Genomic DNA, 20,444 nt, shown 5'->3' with positions numbered 1-20,444 from the left:
TATTTTATGTATTCCTACAACATCTCTACAAACGCTTCAAATCTAGTTCTCAATTGTTCAGTATCTGATTTGGAATAATCAGTCTCAAGAGACATAAATGGCTTGTTTTTTTCTTTTGTAACGAACTCTTTTATTCTATAACTTTCTATATTAAATGTATGACATGCTTGTAAAACTACGTCTATTACAGCATCTACATTATATTCATCTATTATTCTATCTAATAATTCAATACGATTATCATTATTCATCATACAAGAACATCCTATGTTTATATACTTTTGTGTTAAAGCATCATATACGTCTTCTATTTCTTCATCAACCAATAAATCGTTTGATCTAATAGCTCCACAAAGTTCATACGCTACAACTGAAGCTCCTGCATCTTCTAAAGTCTTAACTATTTTTTCGCTTATTCCACCAATAGGAGAACCTGTTATCAATATTCTTGGTTTGTCTTTTTTAACTGGACATTCTCCTTTTTCATATCTTTCTTTCATATCATCTATAACTTTTCTTAAAGATTGCTTAAGTTCTGTACGGTCAAATTTAAAACCTGCTTGATATAAAACATTATGTAGCTCAAGTCCTGTAAGTGCAGATGGTTGTAATTTACCAAGTGCATAAAATTCTTTTAAAAGTTCTCTTTCTTCATTTTTGTCTTTTATAGCAGCTCTTATATCATCTTCTGTTATAGTCACACCTAAATATTTCTCAACTTCATCTTTTAATCTTATCATTTCATCCTTCCAAAGCTTATAGGCAAATTCACCTTTTGAGGTATTTGGTAGATGCATTACATAAGTTGGTTTAACTTTTGCAAGTTCTTCATACATCTTTTTCTTACCATCACAAGTAGTTTCTCCTATTAACAAATCAGAAAAATAGAAATATGGACAGGTATCTGTTATTGCATGTCCATAACTTGATTTTATTAAAGGACAAAGATTTCTTGGAAGTACTCTTTCTGCATCTGGTATTGGCTCTTCACTAACTCCACATACACCTACTACAGTTGCTCCAGCTGCCATTGGAATTTCAACTGGAGTGAAGGTACAGAAAACTCCAACCATCTTTTTCCCACTTTCCTTAAGTTCTTTTGCATTTATAAATCCCTTTTGTCTAGCTTCATTAAAGCTATCAAATTGTTTTGGCAAATTTGTCATGAAAATATTCCTCCCAATTACTTTTCTTCATAGTTTAGCTTGTATTTTTAACAGTAAAAACTAAATTTTTCCATTAAAATACAAGTCTCTACATTAGATTCTATCATGCTTTACCTTTTATCCATAATCGTTTTTATCAATGCAAATCCAAGTATATATAGATATATTGTATAATCAATTTTATCTCTTTTTTATCTATTGTTGTACTTATAAATTAAGTTCTCTAATCCTCAATCTATAAGCATATACAGCAGTTTCATGCAATTTATCAATTAATTTGCCATTTACATAAAATCCTACAAATGCTCCTATTCCAGGCATTAGTTGCAAAAACTTAGCTAAATCTAAATAATCTCTGTATTCTTGTTGAAATGTCCTCCAATCAAAATCGTTGATATCTTCTGGTAAACACTTTACATACTCATCCCAGTTACTCATCAATTTAAAAGTTTCATTTATATGTTGTTGGCTAGAGAAAGCCAATTGCAATATGCTTAATATATAAATTCTTTCTCTGTAATCTTTAACATCATATCCATATATTGAAGCAACATCATATAAAAATTTTATTTTAATTCCTAGAAGTAATGGAAAATCAGAAAGACCTAGAAGAATTCCTCCTGCCCCTGTCCCTGCTCCTTCAATCATTGCTGTAGTTTTGTAATTTTTTGCTTTTTCTAAAACTAATTTTTCTCTTTCTTCTAATGACATATTTATGATTGGTGATTTTGTAGCGTATTTGTACCCAAACAATACAGTCTTTGTCATTCCCTTTATTGAAGAAGTTATGACTTCATGGTATTTATCTGGCAATACTCCATTAAATTTATTTTGTATACCCTTTGATGCCTTATCGAATATAGAAGGTTTCTTTAATATATTTCTCTTCCATTCTTCAAGTTCTTTTTTAGCTAGTTTAATATAAGAGACATCTTCATAACTTTTCACGTTTTTTCTCCTACTCTAATATATTTTTATTGATTCATTTAAGTAGATTTAAAGTTCAAATAGCTTAATCTATTAAATTAAACTATTTAAATACTTTTTAGTTTCTTTATCTGCAAAACTGGCTTCTACTGTATTTCTATACATTATTTTATAATCTTCTACTCCTAATTTAAATGTATTAAATATAACATTTAATTCTGAATTTAAACTTATATCTGATACAGTTCTGTTATCAGTGTTTATACTTACATGTAAATTATCTTTATAAAAATCATAAAATGGATGTGTCTCATAAGAATCTACCGTCTTAGTTTGTACATTACTAGTTGGACATAATTCAAGTAATACTTTTTTATCTTTAACTAAATTATACGCCTTTTTATGTTCATTAATTTTTACACCATGACCAATTCTATCAGCTTTTAAAATATTTATAGCATCTAAAACATTTTCTCCACTTGCAGCTTCTCCTGCATGTACTGTAACTTTATATCCATATTTTCTTGCCAATTTAAAAGCATCCTCATATTCCTTGCAAAAGCCTTCTTTCTCTGGTCCACATAAGTCTACTGCGACAACACCTTTATTTACAAATGATTTTCCTTCTTCAATTACTAATAATGCCTCTTTCGAAGTCATGGTTCTCATGCATCCTAATATTAAATTTCCTTTTATATCATAAATACTTTCAGCTTCTCTAATTCCTTCGATTATACTCTCTATTATGCTTTTAATACTCATGCCTTTTTGTGTGTGAAGTAATGGTGCAAATCTAATTTCAATGTATTTTACATTTTCTTTATCTGTATCTTCCAAAAGTTCAAAAGCAATTCTTTTTAAATTTTCCCTAGATTGCATTACTTTTAAAGGCAAATCAAATTTTTCTAGATATTCATCAAGTGAGGTACAATTAGAAGAAACTTTTGCTAGTTTTTTTATTTCATCAATATTATTTGAAGGTAAATCTATTTTCTCCTTAATAGATATATCAAACATGGTTTCTACTCTGACACTTCCATCTAAATGGCAATGTAAGTCTATCTTAGGTAAATTTTCAAACATTTTATCCTCCTACTATACTTATAAATACTATTCTCAACATATTTTTAAATCTTATTTCTATTATATCAATATACTAAGGTTTTTCATGCTAAAAAAGTTATATCTATTTAAAATATTTTAATTTATGATTATCTAATTATATCTACTGATTTTTTTTAATATACATTTATTAATATACGTTTAATAAAAAAACTAATACATAAGAATTTGAGTTATACAATAAATATTTCAAATTACAAAGGAGGATTTATTTTGCTTACCTTAACTTTTGATATGGTACAAACCCTGACACTATCTATGTTATTTTTTTTAATTGGTAATTTATTAAAGAATAGAATTAACTTTTTAAATAATTTCTGTATACCCGCTCCAGTAATAGGAGGTCTTTTATTTTGTTTTTTAAATTTGTTTCTTAAATATTTTAATATAGCAGATATATCTGTAAGTGGAAATTTAATGCCAAATTTTATAACCTTCTTTTTTACAACAATAGGACTTGAAATAAGCATAAACCTTATAAAAAAAGGTGGTAGTGTATTATTTAGATATTGGATTTTATGTGGAGTGTTAGCATTTTGTCAAAATATCCTAGCTATTACAATATCAAAAATTATAAAACTTGAACCTCTTTTAGGACTTATGTGTGGGAATGTATCTATGGAAGGTGGTCATGGTTATTCTGCCGCATTTGGACTTACAATAGAAAATCTTGGTGTAAATGGAGCAGTTGGAGTTGGTCTGTCTGCTGCAACAATAGGGCTTATTATAGGTGGTATATTAGGATGTCCTGTAGCTAGATTTTTAATAAATAAATATAAATTAAAACCCTCAACAAATATAGATTTATCAAGTTCTAAATACAACAGAAAATTAAATGGACTAGGTAATAAGTTTTTTAGAAGCAAAAATAGAATAAAAAACAATGACTTTTCTCAAACAATAACTCCAACTATATTTTTAGAACAGGTACTTATCATATTTATTTGTATAAATACAGGAGAAATCATAAGTAGAATCTTTTATATAACGTTTAATATTCTTCTACCTTCTGTTGTAACTTGTATGTTCTCAGCCGTTATCTTTAGAAATTTAAACGATAAGATAAATATACTGGAATTAAATTTTAAACTTATAAACTTTCTAAAAGAACTTTCATTGGGAATTTTTTTGACTTTATCTCTTATGAATATAGATTTATTTGAATTATCTACACTATTACCTCCTATTCTCCTAATCGTAACTTGCCAAGTAATTTTTATAATCCTATTTTCAGTATTTATTTGCTTTAGAATTCTTGGAAAAGACTTTGATTCTGCCATCATAATAAGTGGTTTGATTGGACATGGGATAGGAGCTACTCCAAATGCTTTAGCAAATATGAGCTCTTTGACACAAAAATATGGTGATTCTCCAAAAGCATTTTTAGTAGTTCCACTCGTAAGTGGATTTTTGCTAGATGCTATCAGTATCCCCTGCATATTATTTTTCATAAACATACTAAGTTAGTATGTTTATTTTTTTGTTATATATTGACAATTTGCTATTTTTGTTATATATTATAAATATAGAATTTGATAATGATTTTCATTAGGAGGTGTTAATAATGACTGTTTACAATTTGAAACTTGGACAAAAGGGAGTTATAGACAATATAGCTGGTAATGAAAAACTTATGAAGAGACTTCTAGCTTTAGGATTAATAGATGGCACTGAGGTTGAAGTTAAAAAGATAGCTCCTCTTAATGACCCTATAGTGATTAGATTTAGAGGATTTGATTTGGCTATTAGAAAATCCGATGCAAAGAATATAAATTTAAAAAACAATTAATATATAAGAATAAAAAAGAGATTTTAAAATCTCTTTTTTTATGTGTATAGATAATCTTAAATTGATACTACATCAGTATAAAAATTATTAATACAGACTTATAAATAATACTCTTATAAAACTACATATAAATATCCATAGATATATTAATTACAAATAAATATATCTATGGATATTATTCCTTAATAGTACAAAATAAAAACTATTTTTATAAGTAAACTATATTGACTAACTCACGACTAAAGTCACAAGTGTGCGTAGCTATTTTTTAATCAAAAATATCTATATTATATGATAGATTATTCTACTTCATATATGATTGTATATTTTCTTTTAGATGATTTAGCATATATAATTCATCATCACAAATTGCAATTGAAATCAATATATACACCTTCTTTCTTGTTATTATTCTAATTATTATATAAAGTTAATTTTTTCTATTCAATTAATCTGTTCTAATATGTTGAATAGATGTTCCGAAATGTAATAACCTCACTTTTCATAGTATATCTAATTTAAATTTGTGTATCAAGATTATAGTAAATTAATTTATCATTTTATAAATTTAATTTAAGCAGTACAAATAATTTTTACTATTTTCAATTTGTATAATAAAAAAAGATATCATAAAATAATTTCAAAAACTATTTTATGATATCTTTTTAATCTAAGTGTTGTGTTATATTTTTATTATTCAAATACTGTTTGAGTTTCTATATCCTCTTTTAGGGCATTTAGAGCTTTTAAAACTATATTCTTTCTAATCTTTTTACTTTCTTCTTCTCCTAAATTAGGATTTCCAAGTGGGTATGGTATTCCTACTGCTGGAACAATTCTGTTAGCTCCTATTGTAAGTGATATTGGTACAACAGTACAAATATGAACAACTGCTATACCAGCTCTTTCTATCTCTTTTACCATCGTTGCTCCACAACGAGTACAAGTGCCTCATGTAGATGTTAAAATTACAGCATCAACATTATCTTCCAATAATTTCTTAGAAAGTGATTCCCCAAATCTTTTAGAATTTCCAACACTTGTTCCTGTTCCTGTGGTAGTGATAAAATAATTTGCTAATTCTCCAATTACACCTTCTTTTTCAAATTCCCTAACTACATCTAATGGCACAACCAAATTAGGATTTTCAAGAACATATGCTCTATCATAACCTCCATGTATAGTTGTAAATTCTTTATTTGACATAGAACTCATATCTGTTAAATCATAAATTCCATACTTGGTAGCACTTGAAGACTCAATTTTATCTGGATTATCAGTTGGAACTATCCCTCCAGAAGTTACTAGTGCAAGTTTTATTTTAGATAAATCCTTAATAGGTTTCATAGGTGTAACTCTGTCAAATTCAGGCATCGGATACTCAGTCTCAAAATTTTCTCCTTGCATCTTCTTAACCAACATATCAATGGCTCTTTCAGAACCTCTGAGTTCGTGGAAGAAATTTTTTCTTATTCCTCTCATTATATATCCTTCTTCTTCAGGAGGTCCTATTTCTTCTCCTCTAACCAATTTAAGACCTAGCTTTGTCATTATTGGAACTACCTTTCTAAGACTAGCTGCCGAATTTCCTGTAGATATTATGTGTAAATCTAACTTAAACATATCTACACCAGGATTTTCTTTATACATTCCTGTAATTACTGGAATATTTAACTCCTCTTCAACTGCTTTGCAAATAGCGCCACAAGCTACTCCATATCTACCTGCATTAAATGCAGGTCCTGCAATGAATAAATCTGGTTTTTCGTCTTTTATCATTTTTAAAAGTTCTTGAGTTGCACTTTCAATATTTTCACCAAAATAAGTATCTCCACAAATTACAGTTGAAATTATCTCTGCATCATCGTCAAATTGACTTTGAAATGCCATTCCAGGTCCTACTACTCCATCCCTTTTCTCTGGCGGAATATCTGCTTTTTCTTCTCCTCCTATACCAGCAAAGAAATTATTTATATAATGAACCACTCTGATTTTACTCATCTCTTAACCCTCCAAATCACTTTATAGTTATTACATTAATTAGACCAATGATTACTCTAACAAAACTCTATATTCAACCATTTATTTAATAATATCTTGCTGTCAGATGATTATAACCATTTGCTATAGTTGAAGCTATTATTATTTGTAACTCTGCATCCATGCTTCCATCATCATTTAAGCATCCTTTATACCCGCCAATCATCATTTCAACATATTCTAAAGTTCCTATAATTTTCTCCATTGCTGGAAAATGGACCACTAAGTTTCCTTGACCACAAGAAACAACTGCATCTGCTTCTTTAGTAGCATCTGCTATAGACTGACTCTTTCCATCTTTTCCAGGGAATTCATCTGTTATCAAAACCACATTTGCTCCAACTTCACTACACTTTCTACAGTTCATCATTAAGTCAGTATCTGGATTTCCATAACCTTCTTCTGTAACTAGTACTCCATCAACACCCAAAAACTCTATTAATTTTGCTACCATATCAGAACTTCTCTCTTTATCAACCAAGAATACATTTTCATTGGTCAAAATAACACCTACAAAATTTAAATCTTTTCCATGTCTTTTATATAAATCATGTATAACTGGATTATTTAAATGATGGAATGTGGTAACCTTATCACATGGTGCTACACAGTTTCCAGATATTATAGCTCCATCCATTATCTCAGTTGGATACATAAAAGTAGGAACTATTTGTTTAGCATCGACTCCATAATAATAGGTATCATGTAAAAGCCCTTGTGATTGCAACATATGAACATATGCTACTGTTGGTAGATTTGGGTATTCTTTTACTTGTTTTAATAATGGTTTTGTCTCATATACAATTATTTCATCTGGCTCAACTTCTCTTCCTGCTTCACCTATATATGCGCCTATTTTCAATCCAGCAATTCTAGCTGCTTCTTCATAATCATGAGTATCTATACCATCTTTTGCCTTTATAACAATACATACATTATTTGTTTTTGAAAAAGGTGTATATTTAGCAGTAGGCCCACTCATATCAATTACACCTTCTTGAAAGCCAACTATATTTCCACAAGTTACAACACAGGCTCCTAAAAGTACATGTGTTCTTCCACTCCCTACAGTTTTTACTTTGTTTATAATTCCAGGAAATATTTTACTGTCATCTCCAATTTTAACTCTAGGTTCTATCACATCTTTAACTGGAGCTATTCTTACTGATTCACCAGGTCTTGCAAGTTCAACATTTACACTTACAATCCTTTCATCTTCTAAGGCTATCTTTTCTATTTCTTTACTATTCACATATAGTACTCCATTTTTTACTTCTGTCTTTTCTCCAAATTCAACATTTTTTATAAATATATTCCCTAGCTCTAGCTTCATATGAAAATCCCCCTTAATATATTTAATCGCAATTAAAAGTATTTGTTATTATGTTTATTCATATATAAAGCATTTTCTATGCCAATTATTTAAAATCTATATTATATATATTGATGTCATAGATATTTTCATTTCTAATCTTTATAAGTATTGAATTTAGCAATAATTATTGTAAATCTTAATTTTAAAAATTATAATAAAAAAAGATAAACAGATTTTTCTGCTTATCTTTTAATAAAGTTTGAGAAATTTTTTTCTCACTTAATGAGAAGTTTTTTTCTCACTTGATATTATATTCTGATATTTTATTAGTTAATTGTCTTCTGCTAATCTCCAATTTTTTAGCTGTGTTTGAAACATTATTTCCACATAAAGATAAAACCTTTTCAATATACTCACACTCAAATTCTTTTCTTATCTCCCTTAGAGGCCTAATACTTATTTTATCATCTATATGCACATTATTTGATATTAAATTTAAATTATCTTTTGATAAATTACCTTCTTCACTTAAAACTACAAGCCTATTTATTATATTTTTTAATTCTCTTATATTTCCTGGATAATTATAATTTAATAAAAAATCCATTACTTCCTTATCAACTGAACATACCTTTTTATCATGTTCAATTTGGTACTTATTTAAGAAAAATTCTATAAGTGTATTTAAATCTTCTCTTCTACTTCTTAACGGTGGTATAGTTATTGTTATTGTACTTATCCTATAAAAAAAATCTTCTCTTATACTTCCATTTGATATTTCTACTTTTGGTTCCTTATTCATTGCACAAATTAACCTAAAATCAACTTTAATTGATTTATTACTTCCTATTCTTTCTATAGATTTATCTTCCAGTGTTCTTAGTAATTTTACTTGAACATTTAAAGGTATATCTCCTATTTCGTCCAAAAATAAAGTTCCTTTATTCGAAAGTTCAAATCTACCTTTTCTACTATCCACTGCTCCTGTAAAAGAACCTTTTTCATGACCAAACAACTCAGACTCCAATAAATTTTCTGAAAAAACACAACAATTTACAGGCACAAATATCTGATTTCGTCTTGGACTTATACTATGTATATACCTAGCTAGTATATCTTTGCCTACACCAGACTCCCCCAAAATTAACATATTAACATCTTTACAAGCAGCTTTTTCTGCTATTTTTATGACATCATTAAAATTTCTGTTTTTGGATTCTAAAGTAAACTCTAAATTATTCTTTTGTGTAGAAAACGACATTTTCACTACTTTTACCTTTTCAATTTCTTCTAATAAATTTTCAATAGGATTACTCTTTATAAAATAAGATAGAGCACCTCTTTTCATAGCATCTACTGCATTTTCAATACTTCCATATCCTGTAACTAATATAACTTCTATACTTTTATTAATAGATTTAATTCTATCTAATAGCTGTACTCCATCCATATTTTTCATCATAACATCAGATAAAACCAAGTCATAATTCTTATCTTTTTTAATGATATTTATAGCTTCTTCCCCACTTATTGCTATATCTACAAGATATCCATTCTTTTGTAGAATTTTTTTCATTACCGTTCCATACTCTAACTCGTCATCAACTACTAGTATTTTCATTATATAGTCACCTCTTTATTTAGTGGAATCTTTATATGAAAACAAGTTCCAATACCCAATTTACTTTTTACACTTATATCTCCATTATTCTTTTTAATCTCATTATAAGTAATATATAGGCCTAAACCAGTCCCTTCACCTATTGGCTTTGTAGTATAGAAAGGATTAAATATATCCTTCAAAGCATTTTCTTTTATTCCCTCACCATTATCTTTAAAATCTATAAACAAGTAACCGTTTTCTACATAACAGTCTATAATAATCTTCCCACTTTCATGTATTGCATCTACTGCATTAGAAATCAAATTTATAAATACATGTTTCAATGATTCTCCATTTATATAGCATACTAAATTCTTATCACACTCTATTTTTACTTCAATATTCTTTAACTGTAAGATTTTATATTGAAGATTGACTATATTTTCAATAAAACTTCTTATATTTATATTTTCTAGATTATCGTCTGATATCCTTGCAAAATTTAACAAGTTTGTTATTATATTACTTGCTCTATCTACATTGCTTTCTATAGATTTTACACAGTCATTTACTTCCTCCATTGTAACATTATCTTTTAAAAGATAACAATTGTTTCTTATTATTCCTAAAGGATTTCTTATCTCATGTGCTACACCAGAAGCTAGCTGCCCTATAGATATCATTTTATTTTCTCTAAGTAATTTTGCATCTACTATTTTATCATTCGTTATATCTTTAATGAGAACCACTATGTACTCAATATTATTTTTTTTATATTCTACAGGAAAAGTATTTATCTTTAAAATCTTATTATGTAATTCAATTTCATTTGTTTTATGTGCATTGTCAGAAAATGTATTTTCAATAATTCCCTTTATCATGTTAATTAAATCTTCTCTTTTATAACTTATTTCGTCTACAAAATCATATAGAACTTTATTGGACTCTACTATGTTGTAATTTTCATCTATAAGCATTATTATATCTGTAATACTATTAAATGTAGCTTCTAAAGTTTTTTTATTTTCCAGTACTTCTTCTGTTTTTCTTTTTATTTCTATCTTTAATAAATATGTATAGCTATAAAATATATAAATTGATATTAAGATTATACCTATAAAAAGATAAATACTTGGTACAATTCCTCTCTCATACAATACATCATCAACATCATTATATGCAGGATACCATTTTTTCTTTAAGTCTTTATATACACCATTTTTTTGAAGTTTAAAAATTCCTTTATTTAAAATACTGACCAATTCTTCATATTGTTTAGGTACAGCAAGAACAGCCTTTTTAGTATAAATAGGACTAGTTAAAATATTGTATTTATTTGAAAGTCCATAATTGCTTATATAATATTGTAATACTGGCTCATCACCTACAACTGCGTCTACCCTTCCTGACATTAAATGATTAACCCCAGTCTTTATATCTGGAGTTAATACTATATTTATGTTTCCAACTTTTTGCTTTAAAAAATTTATAGAATAGTCACCTTCTGGTATTGCTATTGTCTTTCCCTTTAAATCCATGTAACTATTTATATTTTGAGATTTCTTATCTTTTAATATATTTGCACTCAAAGTATATATTGGGTCAGTAAATATAAATTTCTTTTCCCTTTCCTTTGATGGAATTAAATCAAAGAATTTGATACTATCATCTACCGAATTTACGAAAGATTCTTTCCACCAAGTATTTGGCTTAAAATAAAAGTCTCTACCAATTTGAATTGACAGAGAATTCATTAAGTCAACAATAATTCCCTTATATTGTCCATCTTCATTACCTTTATACCTCAAAGGAGGAGAACTTTGGTCAGAGCTATACATCAAATTCTCATGTCCTTCTAACCATTCTTTTTCTTCTTTTGTAAATGGCAGTGATTTTTTAATATATTCAAATACATCTAGATTATATTCCGTATTTACATACATATTTGTAAGTGAAAATACCACTAAAAAAGAATAAATAATACCCATAATAACTATCTTTTTTTTATTCACTTTAAAACTCCAATCTTCTTTTTTATTATTAAATTCAATATTTAATAACAAAATCCTACTTTTTCATTAAATATTTGTATTTATTATAGGATTAATTGAATAGCTGTTGAAACTATAGTCATTACTATTCCTATTAATGCTTCATATGGAATTAATTTAAATCTTTCTCCTATATCCATATTTATACTTCCTGCACTAGTATGGAATAATGAACCATGTGGCAATTGCTCAAATACACTAGAACCTGCATTTACAATTGATGCACCTGAAATAGGCGATAAACCACCATTTATTATAGCATCAGAAAAAGTTGATGATGCTATAGTAGCTCCAGCTGTTGATGATGCTGTTGCTAATGACATAAGTATACCTGAAATTGGTGCTAATAAAAATTGTGGCATATTTAAAAATTGTAGTATACTTATCGTACTCTGTTGCAATTCAGACACCTGTATAATTCCTGCAATAGTTCCTGTTCCAAGTAATAATATACAAACTCCTTGCATCTTAGATAATCCAAAAGCTAAATACTCTCTTGAATTGTTCAAATTTCCTGTAACAATTAAAGTTACTATTCCCCCTATTGGAAGAGCTATCATAGGGTCTATGACTATTGGAGATATATTTCCCAAAAACAATAAGAAGATTGCCACAATTGGACCACATAATGATTTAAATAAACTTGGCAAATCCTCTCTTTGCTCCAAGATTTCATATGATTCTATTTTATTACCTTTATTTGTTAACATACTTGCCAAGATAACTGTAATCACAACTCCAACAATTGCTGGAATTATATTTGCAATCATAACACTAGATAAATTGACAGAAAAATTTCCTGCCACTGCTATAGTATTGGGGTTTGGTGATATTATATTACCTGCTTTTCCTCCTCCTAACATTGCTAAGAGTATTGATAGTTTAGAATAATTTAATTTTCTACCTATATATAAGCCTATAGGTGCTACTGTTATTATAGATACATCTAAATTCACTCCTACTCCAGCAAGTACCATAGTTGAAGCAGCAATTGAAAGCAAAGCTCTCCTTTCACCTAATATTTTCACAATCTGTTCTGATATCCTATCTACTGCCCCTGTTTTTATTAGACTTCCAGCTAATACACCTGATGCTAAAGCTCTAAGAATTGATGGTGAGATATTCATAGCTCCAGTTGCCATAAAATCTACAGTTTGTGTTATGTTTGCTCCTCCAACTATTCCTCCAATAAATGCACCTAACATTAAACTATAAACAGCTTGAAATTTTTTTATAATTAAAATAATTGCTACTAATAAGCCAAATATAGCTCCAAAAGTTGTTATTTGCATAATACTCCCTCCTATCATAAGTTAATTATTTTTTACTTAATTTAATTTTATTTAAATATATTTTAAGTATTCTGTATCCTATTGTCAATTATATTTTAATTTATTCAATTAGATTGAACATTATTTTTTCAAAAATCCATTCAATATGTTATAATAATTTCATACTGTATAATCTTTTATTTGATTATTTTAGGGTAATATTTTTTAAAATGAAAAAGAAGGGATATTTATATGAATGATTTAAATTTAGGAGAAAAAATAGCTGAAGTTCGAAAAAAACAAAATTTAAGTATTCGAGATTTAGCAAAACTAGCTGATGTTACACCATCATTATTAAGCCAAATAGAAAGAGGCCTTGCTAATCCATCTGTAAATTCATTAAAGTCTATAGCCTCTTCTCTAAATGTTCCTCTATTTACATTTTTTGTATCTGAGGTAGACAAAAAAAGCTTAATAGTAAGACACGATAGTAGAAAAAAAGTTATTTTACCTGGAAGCAATGATGTTGTATATGAAGTTTTAATTCCAGACTCTAGTAGTAATTTAGAGTTTGCAATTATGGATTTAGCTCCAAATACTTCTTCTTGTGTAGATAGAATTACTCACAATGGAGATGAGATTGCATATGTTTTAGAAGGAGAAGTCAAACTTTTTATGGATGATGATGAATTTACTCTATTTAAAGGCGATAGTGTTAAAGTTCCTTTAGGAACGAAACACAAATGGCAAAATAATTCAGATAGTGAAAGCAAAGTAATTTTTGCAGTTATCTTATAAAGGAATAAAACTTATGAAAACATATAAATTTATATTTTTTGATGCAGATGATACTTTATTTGATTTTAAGAAGAGTGAATCACATGCTTTTAAAAGGCTTCTATCTAAGTTTGGTTTGAGACTTGATTATGAGAAATGCATAAAAATATATAGAAATATAAGTGATAAACTTTGGCTTGACCTTGAAAAAAATATTGTAACTTTAGATGAACTTAAATTACTTCGATTTAAACTTTTTGCAGATGAAATGAAATTAGATACTGACCCTAAAATTCTTAGTAAAATGTACTTAAGTTTTTTAGGTGAATGTACATTCTTAATTCCAGGTGCAGTCGATATGTTATCATATCTCAAGAAAAAGTACACAATAATTATAATAACAAATGGAATATCTGAAGTTCAAAACAGAAGACTTAAGAACTCAGAAATAAAAGAATATATTGATGGAATTGTTGTGTCTGAAGAATTAAAAATATCAAAACCAAATCCTGAAATATTTAAATATGCTCTTAAAAAATTTGATTGTGATGATAAATCTTCTGTGTTAATGATTGGTGATAGTTTGACATCGGATATTTTAGGAGGAATAAATTCAGGAATAGATACTTGTTGGCTAAATTCCAATAACAGTATAAATAATACTAGCTATGCACCAACTTATGAAATAAGTAGTCTGCTTGAATTGAAAGAAATTATTTAGTCTGTAAATCACTACATATTAAGTAGAATATTATTATTTTGTAATAATTTTTTGTTATATAAACTTTGATTATATTTCACAAGTTAGAAAATGTCAGTATATCCTGTGTTTATAGGCTCTACTGACATTTTCTATATCAACTTATATTCTTATTCTTCTTTAACTATAAATAACATTTTAAAATGTTCAAAACCCTCTGCCTACATGATTAAATACTCTATCTAAAGCATCCTTAGTTCTCTGTTTTTAATTACTTGTGTATTATTTATTCAAAAATACATATGACTAGATAAAAAAATAATAACAATATGATAAGTCAATTTACAATTTTAGGTGACTTAATAAATCTTCATCTCAATATTGACACATGTTAATATAGGTGCTATGCTATAAATATGTTAACATGTGTTAATATTTAATAAGGAGGCTCATATTGAAAAAGAAACCATACCATCACGGCAACCTGCATACAGAATTGATTGAAGGTGGGTTAGCTCTCATTCATGAAGAAGGCAAGGGAAATTTTTCGTTGCGAAAGCTGGCAAAAAGAGTAGGTGTATCACCTACTGCCTGTTATAATCATTTTACTACAGCAGAACAGCTACTGTCAGAAATGAAGAATTATGTTACGAAAAAGTTTTGTGAAGCATTAACTGAAAATCTGAATACTTCTAAAGATTATCTATCTCTAAGCTTAGGAAAATCATATGTGAACTTCTTTGCAGAAAATCCACACTATTTCACTTTTATCTATGATAATGATGATTATAACATACGATTGACAGAAGATTCATTTGAAGGAGATTTTCAACCTTTTCTTATTTTTAAAGAAATAGCAACACAATGTATGGAGCATATCCAAGTACCAAAAGAAAATATTCATAATAATTTAATCGTCATGTGGGCAACAGCACATGGACTTGCTGCTATGGCCAACATGAAAGGCTTTCACTATGAAGGCGATTGGGGAGCATTGACTGAAACACTTCTAGAAACAAAAATAGATTTATTTTAGAATGAATACTCTAAATTGGAAAGGAAAAAATAAAATGACTATTTATGAGGCTATGATAAACCGCCATTCTGTTAGAAACTATCAGGATAAAAAAATAGAAAATAATAAGATTCAAACATTGACAGAAGAAATCACTCTCTGCAATAAGGAAGGTTCTTTAGATATACAACTCATTACAGATGATGAAAATGTATTCAAAGGTCTGATGGCACACTATGGAGGCTTTCGCAATGTTAAAAATTACATTGCACTAGTGGGACCAACTGGAGATAAGCTTGATGAAAAACTAGGTTATTATGGTGAACGTATCGCTTTAAAAGCACAACAACTGGGATTAAATACGTGCTGGGTTGCAGTAACATATAAAAAAAGAAAGTGTAAGGCTATTATTAAAGATAATCAAACATTGGTATGTGTACTGGCAATTGGATATGGAGTTACACAAGGTACAGCACATAAATCTAAACCTATGTCTCAAGTGTGTAATGTTAGTACGGATATGCCTGCTTGGTTTGAAAAAGGTATGGAAGCCGTATTACTTGCACCTACTGCAATGAATAAACAGAATTTTATGATAACATTAGAAAGCGAAAAACCTAGATTCGAAGTAAAGGAAAGTAAGTATAGCAATATAGACCTAGGAATCATTAAATATCATTTTGAATTGGGAGCTGATATCACTTTAGAAAAATGGTAATAAATCTTATATTTATTTAGTAAAGGCTTACAAAAAGAGCTGTTTACATTTGATAACATATAAAATAGCTCTTTTTTAGTATCTGAGGTATAAAAATAGCCATCCACTTCTGAACGGCTAAAAATCGACTATGGAACATCTTTTTTGAATATCTTTTTTATGGCATTTTGTAATCTATATACTTTATTCAATTTTTACGTTTCAGTACTGATATGATGCAATGTATTTTTGCTATGTTTTTCAGCTTACAAATGTAACTAAAAAAATCATTGCTATTCATACATAAAACAAGTTTCAATCTTGAAGATATCTAAAAGCATTTTTGAGGACATTTACTACATCTTGATTCGAGATTTTCTTCATCTCCCATTAAAATAAGCATTGCAACACTCTTTATAGGTGATAGTTGATGATAATTATTGATTTCTATTTCTACATTATTATATTTATTTTTTATATAGTTATAAATATCTCTTTGTTTCTCAACCTCAAAATCTTTATCTCCTGGATATATCTCATATGATATATTGAGATTACTATATTCTTTTTTTAAGTATCTTTTTATTTTTTCATTAATACAATCTAAGCATACTACACCTATTTTATCCAAGGCTAACCCTGCCATCATATTGCAATTTTTCATATAGTCATTCATCTTGATGTCACTCTTATCTCCTATTGTGTACAGTATAGCAAATGCTTTTTTACACTTTTTAGGCATTCTATTAATGTCAACTTCACTTATATATATCTTAATATCTAAATTATCATTTATATTTTTTATTTCTCTCTCAACAATTTCACTAATCGTATCTGGAGCTTTCCTATTTCCATACCCTAAAAACTTTAACACAATATTTTTATCTATAAAAATATCTTCTAAATTTAGATATTCTAAAAAAGATTTATTTTCATTATTATTATAATTCATTAATATCAATCCTATCTAATTCTTTATAACTAATTCTTCCTGCCTTTATAGCTGCTTGTAAATTTTCTACTGGAGTGGTATTTAAACAGTTACATCCAAAGTTACATAAGAAATTGTCATAACCTCTCATCTTCTTTAACAACTTTAGTGTCTCTCTCCTAATTTTATCTGGATTAGAGCGTCCAAGAAGTTTTATTGGGTCTAAGTTACCAATCAATACTATATCTCTAGGAATCATTGGAGCAATTTCTTCATAGTCTAAAATTTGGTCTAAACTCACTGCATCTATATTACAATTTAACATATTGTCTAATAATTCTCTAGTATCTCCACATATATGCATACCTTTCCAACAATCAAGCTCATCATAGATTTTATTTAAATTTTTTACTATATACTCATCAAATCTATCTTTGCTTAAGGTCACTGATGTTGGTTCTGCTATTGAAATATATTTGGCTCCTGCTTTATTTGCAGCCACAGCATATCTTCTTACCAATTCAGTTGTAAATTCCAATAACTCTTCCACAAATTTTTTATCAGTTATTATACATCTCAAAAGTTGTGTAGCTCCAGCTAATTGACCTGCAAGTGTAAACGGACCTTGTATAGCCTCATATAATGGTTTTTTTATACTTTTTGATATAAGTGACAAACTTTCTATATTAAGTGGCATACGTCCACTCGTATAAGGGTCTGGAACTTCTAGCTTTCTTAATTTTTCCCTATCAGTTATAGTATGTGTTAATACACTTGGAAAATCATAATCTGGTCTTAGTGTCTCTAGACCTAAAGTCTCACAAAATGTAATACCATCACAGAATGAATATATAAAATCTGATTCAAAATACTTGTCCATAGTCTTTGCTAATTCTAGTTGTATATCTACACTATCATATACTTCATAGGCCTTTTTATTTATTAGAAATAATCCATTTGTCCCCATATCAGGAAGAAAAAAACCTCTATCTTCACTGTTTATATATTGAAGTAAAGTCATGTCTGAAAACATCTTAAACTTCACCTCCTATAAGTTTGTTTATTAATTTGACTGCTTTTGGAGCATTTGAGCTATATCCATCTGCTCCGATTTCTTCTGCAAACTCCATACTTACAGGACCTCCACCAATTATTACTTTAGGTTTTTTATCCATCTTAATCCTATTAAGCTCATTTATGACTGACTTCATGTTCTCCATGGTAGTTGTCATCATTGAAGATAAACCTATTATATCCACATTGTTTTTTATAGCTTCCTCTATTATATCTTCACTTTTTCTATTTACACCTAAATCAATAACCTTGTATCCAGTAGCTTCTACCATTACTTTTACAATGTTTTTTCCTATCTCATGGGTATCTCCTTCTACTACAGACATCAGAATTACTCCCTTTGATTTTTTCTTTACTTTTCCAGTTCCTTTCAAAAGATTAATTCCTTTATTTAATGCATCTGTACATACTATAACTTCTGAAAGATAGTATTCTTTGTTCTCAAATTTATCTAAAGCTCCTATCATACCTTTATTTAAGCCATATTCATAAATATCTTCTACATTAATGTTTTTATCTATTGCAATTTTAACTAGATTTTCTATATTGTCTACACCCATATTTAATATACATTCTGCTATATCATCAAGTATGTCCATATAATAATTTCATCCCTTCTAATATCTCACAAAATTTCTTTTTTTAACACTTTTTTAACATACACTAATTTATGTTATTTAATAAGAACTCTCTTTAGACATAATCCATTTTCATTGAATACAGTCGAAAAGCACACAATTATTGATAATTTAAATTTGCAGTCCATGGAAAATCTAAAGGAAATACCTTTGTTGCAAATTCATGTATATTTTTTAAATGTTTAAACTCATTGTATTGCTCTTCGTTTTTTTCAAAAAACAGTTTATTAAGTTTATCCAAACTTTCTATTACAAGTTCTTCTTCTTTATATTTAATGATATATTTATTTTCAAGTTGTTTAAATTCCATATATTTTAATATCTCAGAATCTACATATTGATTGAAATAACTTCTTAGGTTATCACACAATTTTACAAAATTTATTATTTTCATCGTTCCTTGTTGATAATCTAAAGTTTTTATTTCACTACCTTGTAATTGGTCTTTAAGATTTCTCACGTGTACTTTATAATCTAAGTATTCTAAACCAAATTTATTTGTAACATATTTCAATACATTTTCAACGTTTACAGAGTTTAAACCTATCTCAGCCACTTCTCCTACAATAGAATTTTCTTTTTTTATTGTTCTTATTATTAAATATCCTATAACATTATTATTTTCTTTTATAAATACTTTCTTGTAATCAATTGGTCCCCAAGCAATAGTTGCCGCATGTAATAATTTTTTGAACTCATCTTTTGTTCTTATGAATCTAGTGCTATTTTGATTATATAGTGCAACCATTTTATTTAAATCATCATCTTTTTCAAAATTAGTTTCATCAAATTCGACTATTTCATATGGTATTTTCACATTCTCAGGTTTTATTGTATATTTATAGAAACTTTTTACCAAACTACAATTTCTTCTACTGTATAAAGTTCTTGTTCCTGAAATGATTACAACATCTACACCATCATAAAACATTTTTTCTTCTACTTTATCCAATATCTTAGATGAATATCCCTTTTTTTCATAATCTGGATGGGTACACACTCCACCAATGGCTGCAACCTTCAGATTATTTCCTTGAATAGATACATATTGAATTAGATAGTTTACATCTGAAACTATTTTATTATCTTCTGATATTACAATCATATTTTCTACATTGTTTTTATTTAACAGGATAGGAAATTCCTCCATCATAGTTGGCTTATGATTTCTTGATACCCTAAATACATAGTTTATTAATTCTATTACTTTATCGAATTCTTCTAGTTTTGCACTTCTTGGTCTTAATTCCATCTATACTCCTCCAAATATTATTTAAAATACTTAAACTCTATTATCTATAATAAAACATTTATTACTACATTTCTAA

At 27.9% G+C, this 20,444-nt stretch carries 18 protein-coding genes; 6 read left to right on the top strand and 12 right to left on the bottom strand.

Features of this window, described 5'->3' with window-relative positions; genetic code table 11:
* Positions 1–14: 14 nt before the first annotated feature.
* From ACTG45_RS09165 to add, 3 genes are all read right to left on the bottom strand, one after another.
* Complete coding sequence (locus ACTG45_RS09165; protein ID WP_479920200.1) at positions 15–1,166, bottom strand: double-cubane-cluster-containing anaerobic reductase; 1,152 nt, start codon at positions 1,164–1,166, stop codon at positions 15–17.
* A gap of 207 nt (positions 1,167–1,373) precedes the next feature.
* Positions 1,374–2,114, bottom strand: coding sequence for an EcsC family protein (locus tag ACTG45_RS09160; protein WP_021384533.1), 741 nt, complete (start codon positions 2,112–2,114; stop codon positions 1,374–1,376).
* 72 nt (positions 2,115–2,186) lie between these two features.
* Entirely contained in the window at positions 2,187–3,176 is a 990-nt protein-coding gene (gene add, locus ACTG45_RS09155) for an adenosine deaminase (protein ID WP_479920199.1), read from the bottom strand.
* A 252-nt stretch (positions 3,177–3,428) separates the two neighbouring features.
* On the opposite strand from add, the gene ACTG45_RS09150 reads away from it, so the two are divergent.
* Together ACTG45_RS09150 and ACTG45_RS09145 are read left to right on the top strand one after the other, a co-directional pair.
* Positions 3,429–4,682 carry a sodium/glutamate symporter gene (locus ACTG45_RS09150; RefSeq protein WP_021384560.1) on the top strand — a complete coding sequence of 418 codons (1,254 nt, stop codon included), beginning with the start codon at positions 3,429–3,431 and terminating at the stop codon, positions 4,680–4,682.
* Between the two features lie 97 nt (positions 4,683–4,779).
* The gene (locus tag ACTG45_RS09145; RefSeq protein WP_021384566.1) at positions 4,780–5,004 is read left to right on the top strand and encodes a FeoA family protein; all 225 of its coding nucleotides are present in this window, start codon (positions 4,780–4,782) and stop codon (positions 5,002–5,004) included.
* A 693-nt stretch (positions 5,005–5,697) separates the two neighbouring features.
* Here ACTG45_RS09145 and grdF read toward each other — a convergent pair.
* From grdF to ACTG45_RS09120, 5 genes are all read right to left on the bottom strand, one after another.
* A complete protein-coding gene (gene grdF, locus ACTG45_RS09140; RefSeq protein WP_079746977.1) occupies positions 5,698–7,005 on the bottom strand; it encodes a sarcosine reductase complex component B subunit beta in 1,308 nt (435 codons plus the stop codon).
* An 85-nt stretch (positions 7,006–7,090) separates the two neighbouring features.
* Entirely contained in the window at positions 7,091–8,377 is a 1,287-nt protein-coding gene (grdG, locus tag ACTG45_RS09135) for a sarcosine reductase complex component B subunit alpha (protein ID WP_479920198.1), read from the bottom strand.
* 280 nt (positions 8,378–8,657) lie between these two features.
* Positions 8,658–9,980 carry a sigma-54-dependent transcriptional regulator gene (locus ACTG45_RS09130; RefSeq protein ID WP_479920197.1) on the bottom strand — a complete coding sequence of 441 codons (1,323 nt, stop codon included), beginning with the start codon at positions 9,978–9,980 and terminating at the stop codon, positions 8,658–8,660.
* Positions 9,980–11,974: an ATP-binding protein gene (locus ACTG45_RS09125; protein WP_479920196.1), complete on the bottom strand. Its 1,995-nt coding sequence runs from the start codon at positions 11,972–11,974 to the stop codon at positions 9,980–9,982. Before ACTG45_RS09125 ends, ACTG45_RS09130 begins: the two co-directional genes overlap by 1 nt.
* An 83-nt stretch (positions 11,975–12,057) precedes the next feature.
* A complete protein-coding gene (locus ACTG45_RS09120) occupies positions 12,058–13,305 on the bottom strand; it encodes a GntP family permease (protein ID WP_479920195.1) in 1,248 nt (415 codons plus the stop codon).
* A 231-nt stretch (positions 13,306–13,536) separates the two neighbouring features.
* Between ACTG45_RS09120 and ACTG45_RS09115 the strand changes: the two genes are divergently transcribed.
* From ACTG45_RS09115 to ACTG45_RS09100, 4 genes are all read left to right on the top strand, one after another.
* A complete protein-coding gene (locus tag ACTG45_RS09115) occupies positions 13,537–14,082 on the top strand; it encodes a helix-turn-helix domain-containing protein (RefSeq protein ID WP_021384563.1) in 546 nt (181 codons plus the stop codon).
* 13 nt (positions 14,083–14,095) lie between these two features.
* A complete protein-coding gene (locus ACTG45_RS09110) occupies positions 14,096–14,782 on the top strand; it encodes a YjjG family noncanonical pyrimidine nucleotidase (RefSeq protein ID WP_479918664.1) in 687 nt (228 codons plus the stop codon).
* A 433-nt stretch (positions 14,783–15,215) separates the two neighbouring features.
* Entirely contained in the window at positions 15,216–15,797 is a 582-nt protein-coding gene (locus tag ACTG45_RS09105; RefSeq protein WP_021384511.1) for a TetR/AcrR family transcriptional regulator, read from the top strand.
* Between the two features lie 34 nt (positions 15,798–15,831).
* Positions 15,832–16,494, top strand: coding sequence for a nitroreductase family protein (locus tag ACTG45_RS09100; RefSeq protein ID WP_021384506.1), 663 nt, complete (start codon positions 15,832–15,834; stop codon positions 16,492–16,494).
* Between the two features lie 310 nt (positions 16,495–16,804).
* Here the strand turns inward: ACTG45_RS09100 and ACTG45_RS09095 are convergent, their stop codons facing one another.
* The 4 genes from ACTG45_RS09095 to ACTG45_RS09080 form a co-directional block, all read right to left on the bottom strand.
* Positions 16,805–17,425, bottom strand: coding sequence for a hypothetical protein (locus ACTG45_RS09095; protein WP_479920194.1), 621 nt, complete (start codon positions 17,423–17,425; stop codon positions 16,805–16,807).
* Complete coding sequence (locus tag ACTG45_RS09090) at positions 17,415–18,437, bottom strand: uroporphyrinogen decarboxylase family protein (protein WP_479918663.1); 1,023 nt, start codon at positions 18,435–18,437, stop codon at positions 17,415–17,417. Before ACTG45_RS09090 ends, ACTG45_RS09095 begins: the two co-directional genes overlap by 11 nt.
* A 1-nt stretch (position 18,438) precedes the next feature.
* Complete coding sequence (locus tag ACTG45_RS09085) at positions 18,439–19,077, bottom strand: cobalamin B12-binding domain-containing protein (protein WP_021384517.1); 639 nt, start codon at positions 19,075–19,077, stop codon at positions 18,439–18,441.
* Between the two features lie 139 nt (positions 19,078–19,216).
* Positions 19,217–20,368 (bottom strand): GNAT family N-acetyltransferase, encoded by a 1,152-nt coding sequence (locus ACTG45_RS09080; protein WP_479920193.1) that lies wholly within the window; start codon positions 20,366–20,368, stop codon positions 19,217–19,219.
* Positions 20,369–20,444 lie beyond the last annotated feature (76 nt).

The sequence above is a fragment of the Clostridioides sp. LIBA-7602 genome, from assembly GCF_056688945.1.
Note: the sequence above shows the minus strand (reverse complement) of the source record. Positions and strands in the feature narration are given on the sequence as shown.

What these genes read in the sequence shown, in the direction of transcription:
- ACTG45_RS09165 (WP_479920200.1), bottom strand. Translation starts at nt 1,166, where the DNA reads ATGACAAATTTGCCAAAACAATTTGATAGCTTTAATGAAGCTAGACAA.
- add (WP_479920199.1), bottom strand. Translation starts at nt 3,176, where the DNA reads ATGTTTGAAAATTTACCTAAGATAGACTTACATTGCCATTTAGATGGA.
- ACTG45_RS09145 (WP_021384566.1), top strand. Translation starts at nt 4,780, where the DNA reads ATGACTGTTTACAATTTGAAACTTGGACAAAAGGGAGTTATAGACAAT.
- grdG (WP_479920198.1), bottom strand. Translation starts at nt 8,377, where the DNA reads ATGAAGCTAGAGCTAGGGAATATATTTATAAAAAATGTTGAATTTGGA.
- ACTG45_RS09130 (WP_479920197.1), bottom strand. Translation starts at nt 9,980, where the DNA reads ATGAAAATACTAGTAGTTGATGACGAGTTAGAGTATGGAACGGTAATG.
- ACTG45_RS09120 (WP_479920195.1), bottom strand. Translation starts at nt 13,305, where the DNA reads ATGCAAATAACAACTTTTGGAGCTATATTTGGCTTATTAGTAGCAATT.
- ACTG45_RS09115 (WP_021384563.1), top strand. Translation starts at nt 13,537, where the DNA reads ATGAATGATTTAAATTTAGGAGAAAAAATAGCTGAAGTTCGAAAAAAA.
- ACTG45_RS09110 (WP_479918664.1), top strand. Translation starts at nt 14,096, where the DNA reads ATGAAAACATATAAATTTATATTTTTTGATGCAGATGATACTTTATTT.
- ACTG45_RS09100 (WP_021384506.1), top strand. Translation starts at nt 15,832, where the DNA reads ATGACTATTTATGAGGCTATGATAAACCGCCATTCTGTTAGAAACTAT.
- ACTG45_RS09095 (WP_479920194.1), bottom strand. Translation starts at nt 17,425, where the DNA reads ATGAATTATAATAATAATGAAAATAAATCTTTTTTAGAATATCTAAAT.
- ACTG45_RS09090 (WP_479918663.1), bottom strand. Translation starts at nt 18,437, where the DNA reads ATGTTTTCAGACATGACTTTACTTCAATATATAAACAGTGAAGATAGA.
- ACTG45_RS09085 (WP_021384517.1), bottom strand. Translation starts at nt 19,077, where the DNA reads ATGGACATACTTGATGATATAGCAGAATGTATATTAAATATGGGTGTA.
- ACTG45_RS09080 (WP_479920193.1), bottom strand. Translation starts at nt 20,368, where the DNA reads ATGGAATTAAGACCAAGAAGTGCAAAACTAGAAGAATTCGATAAAGTA.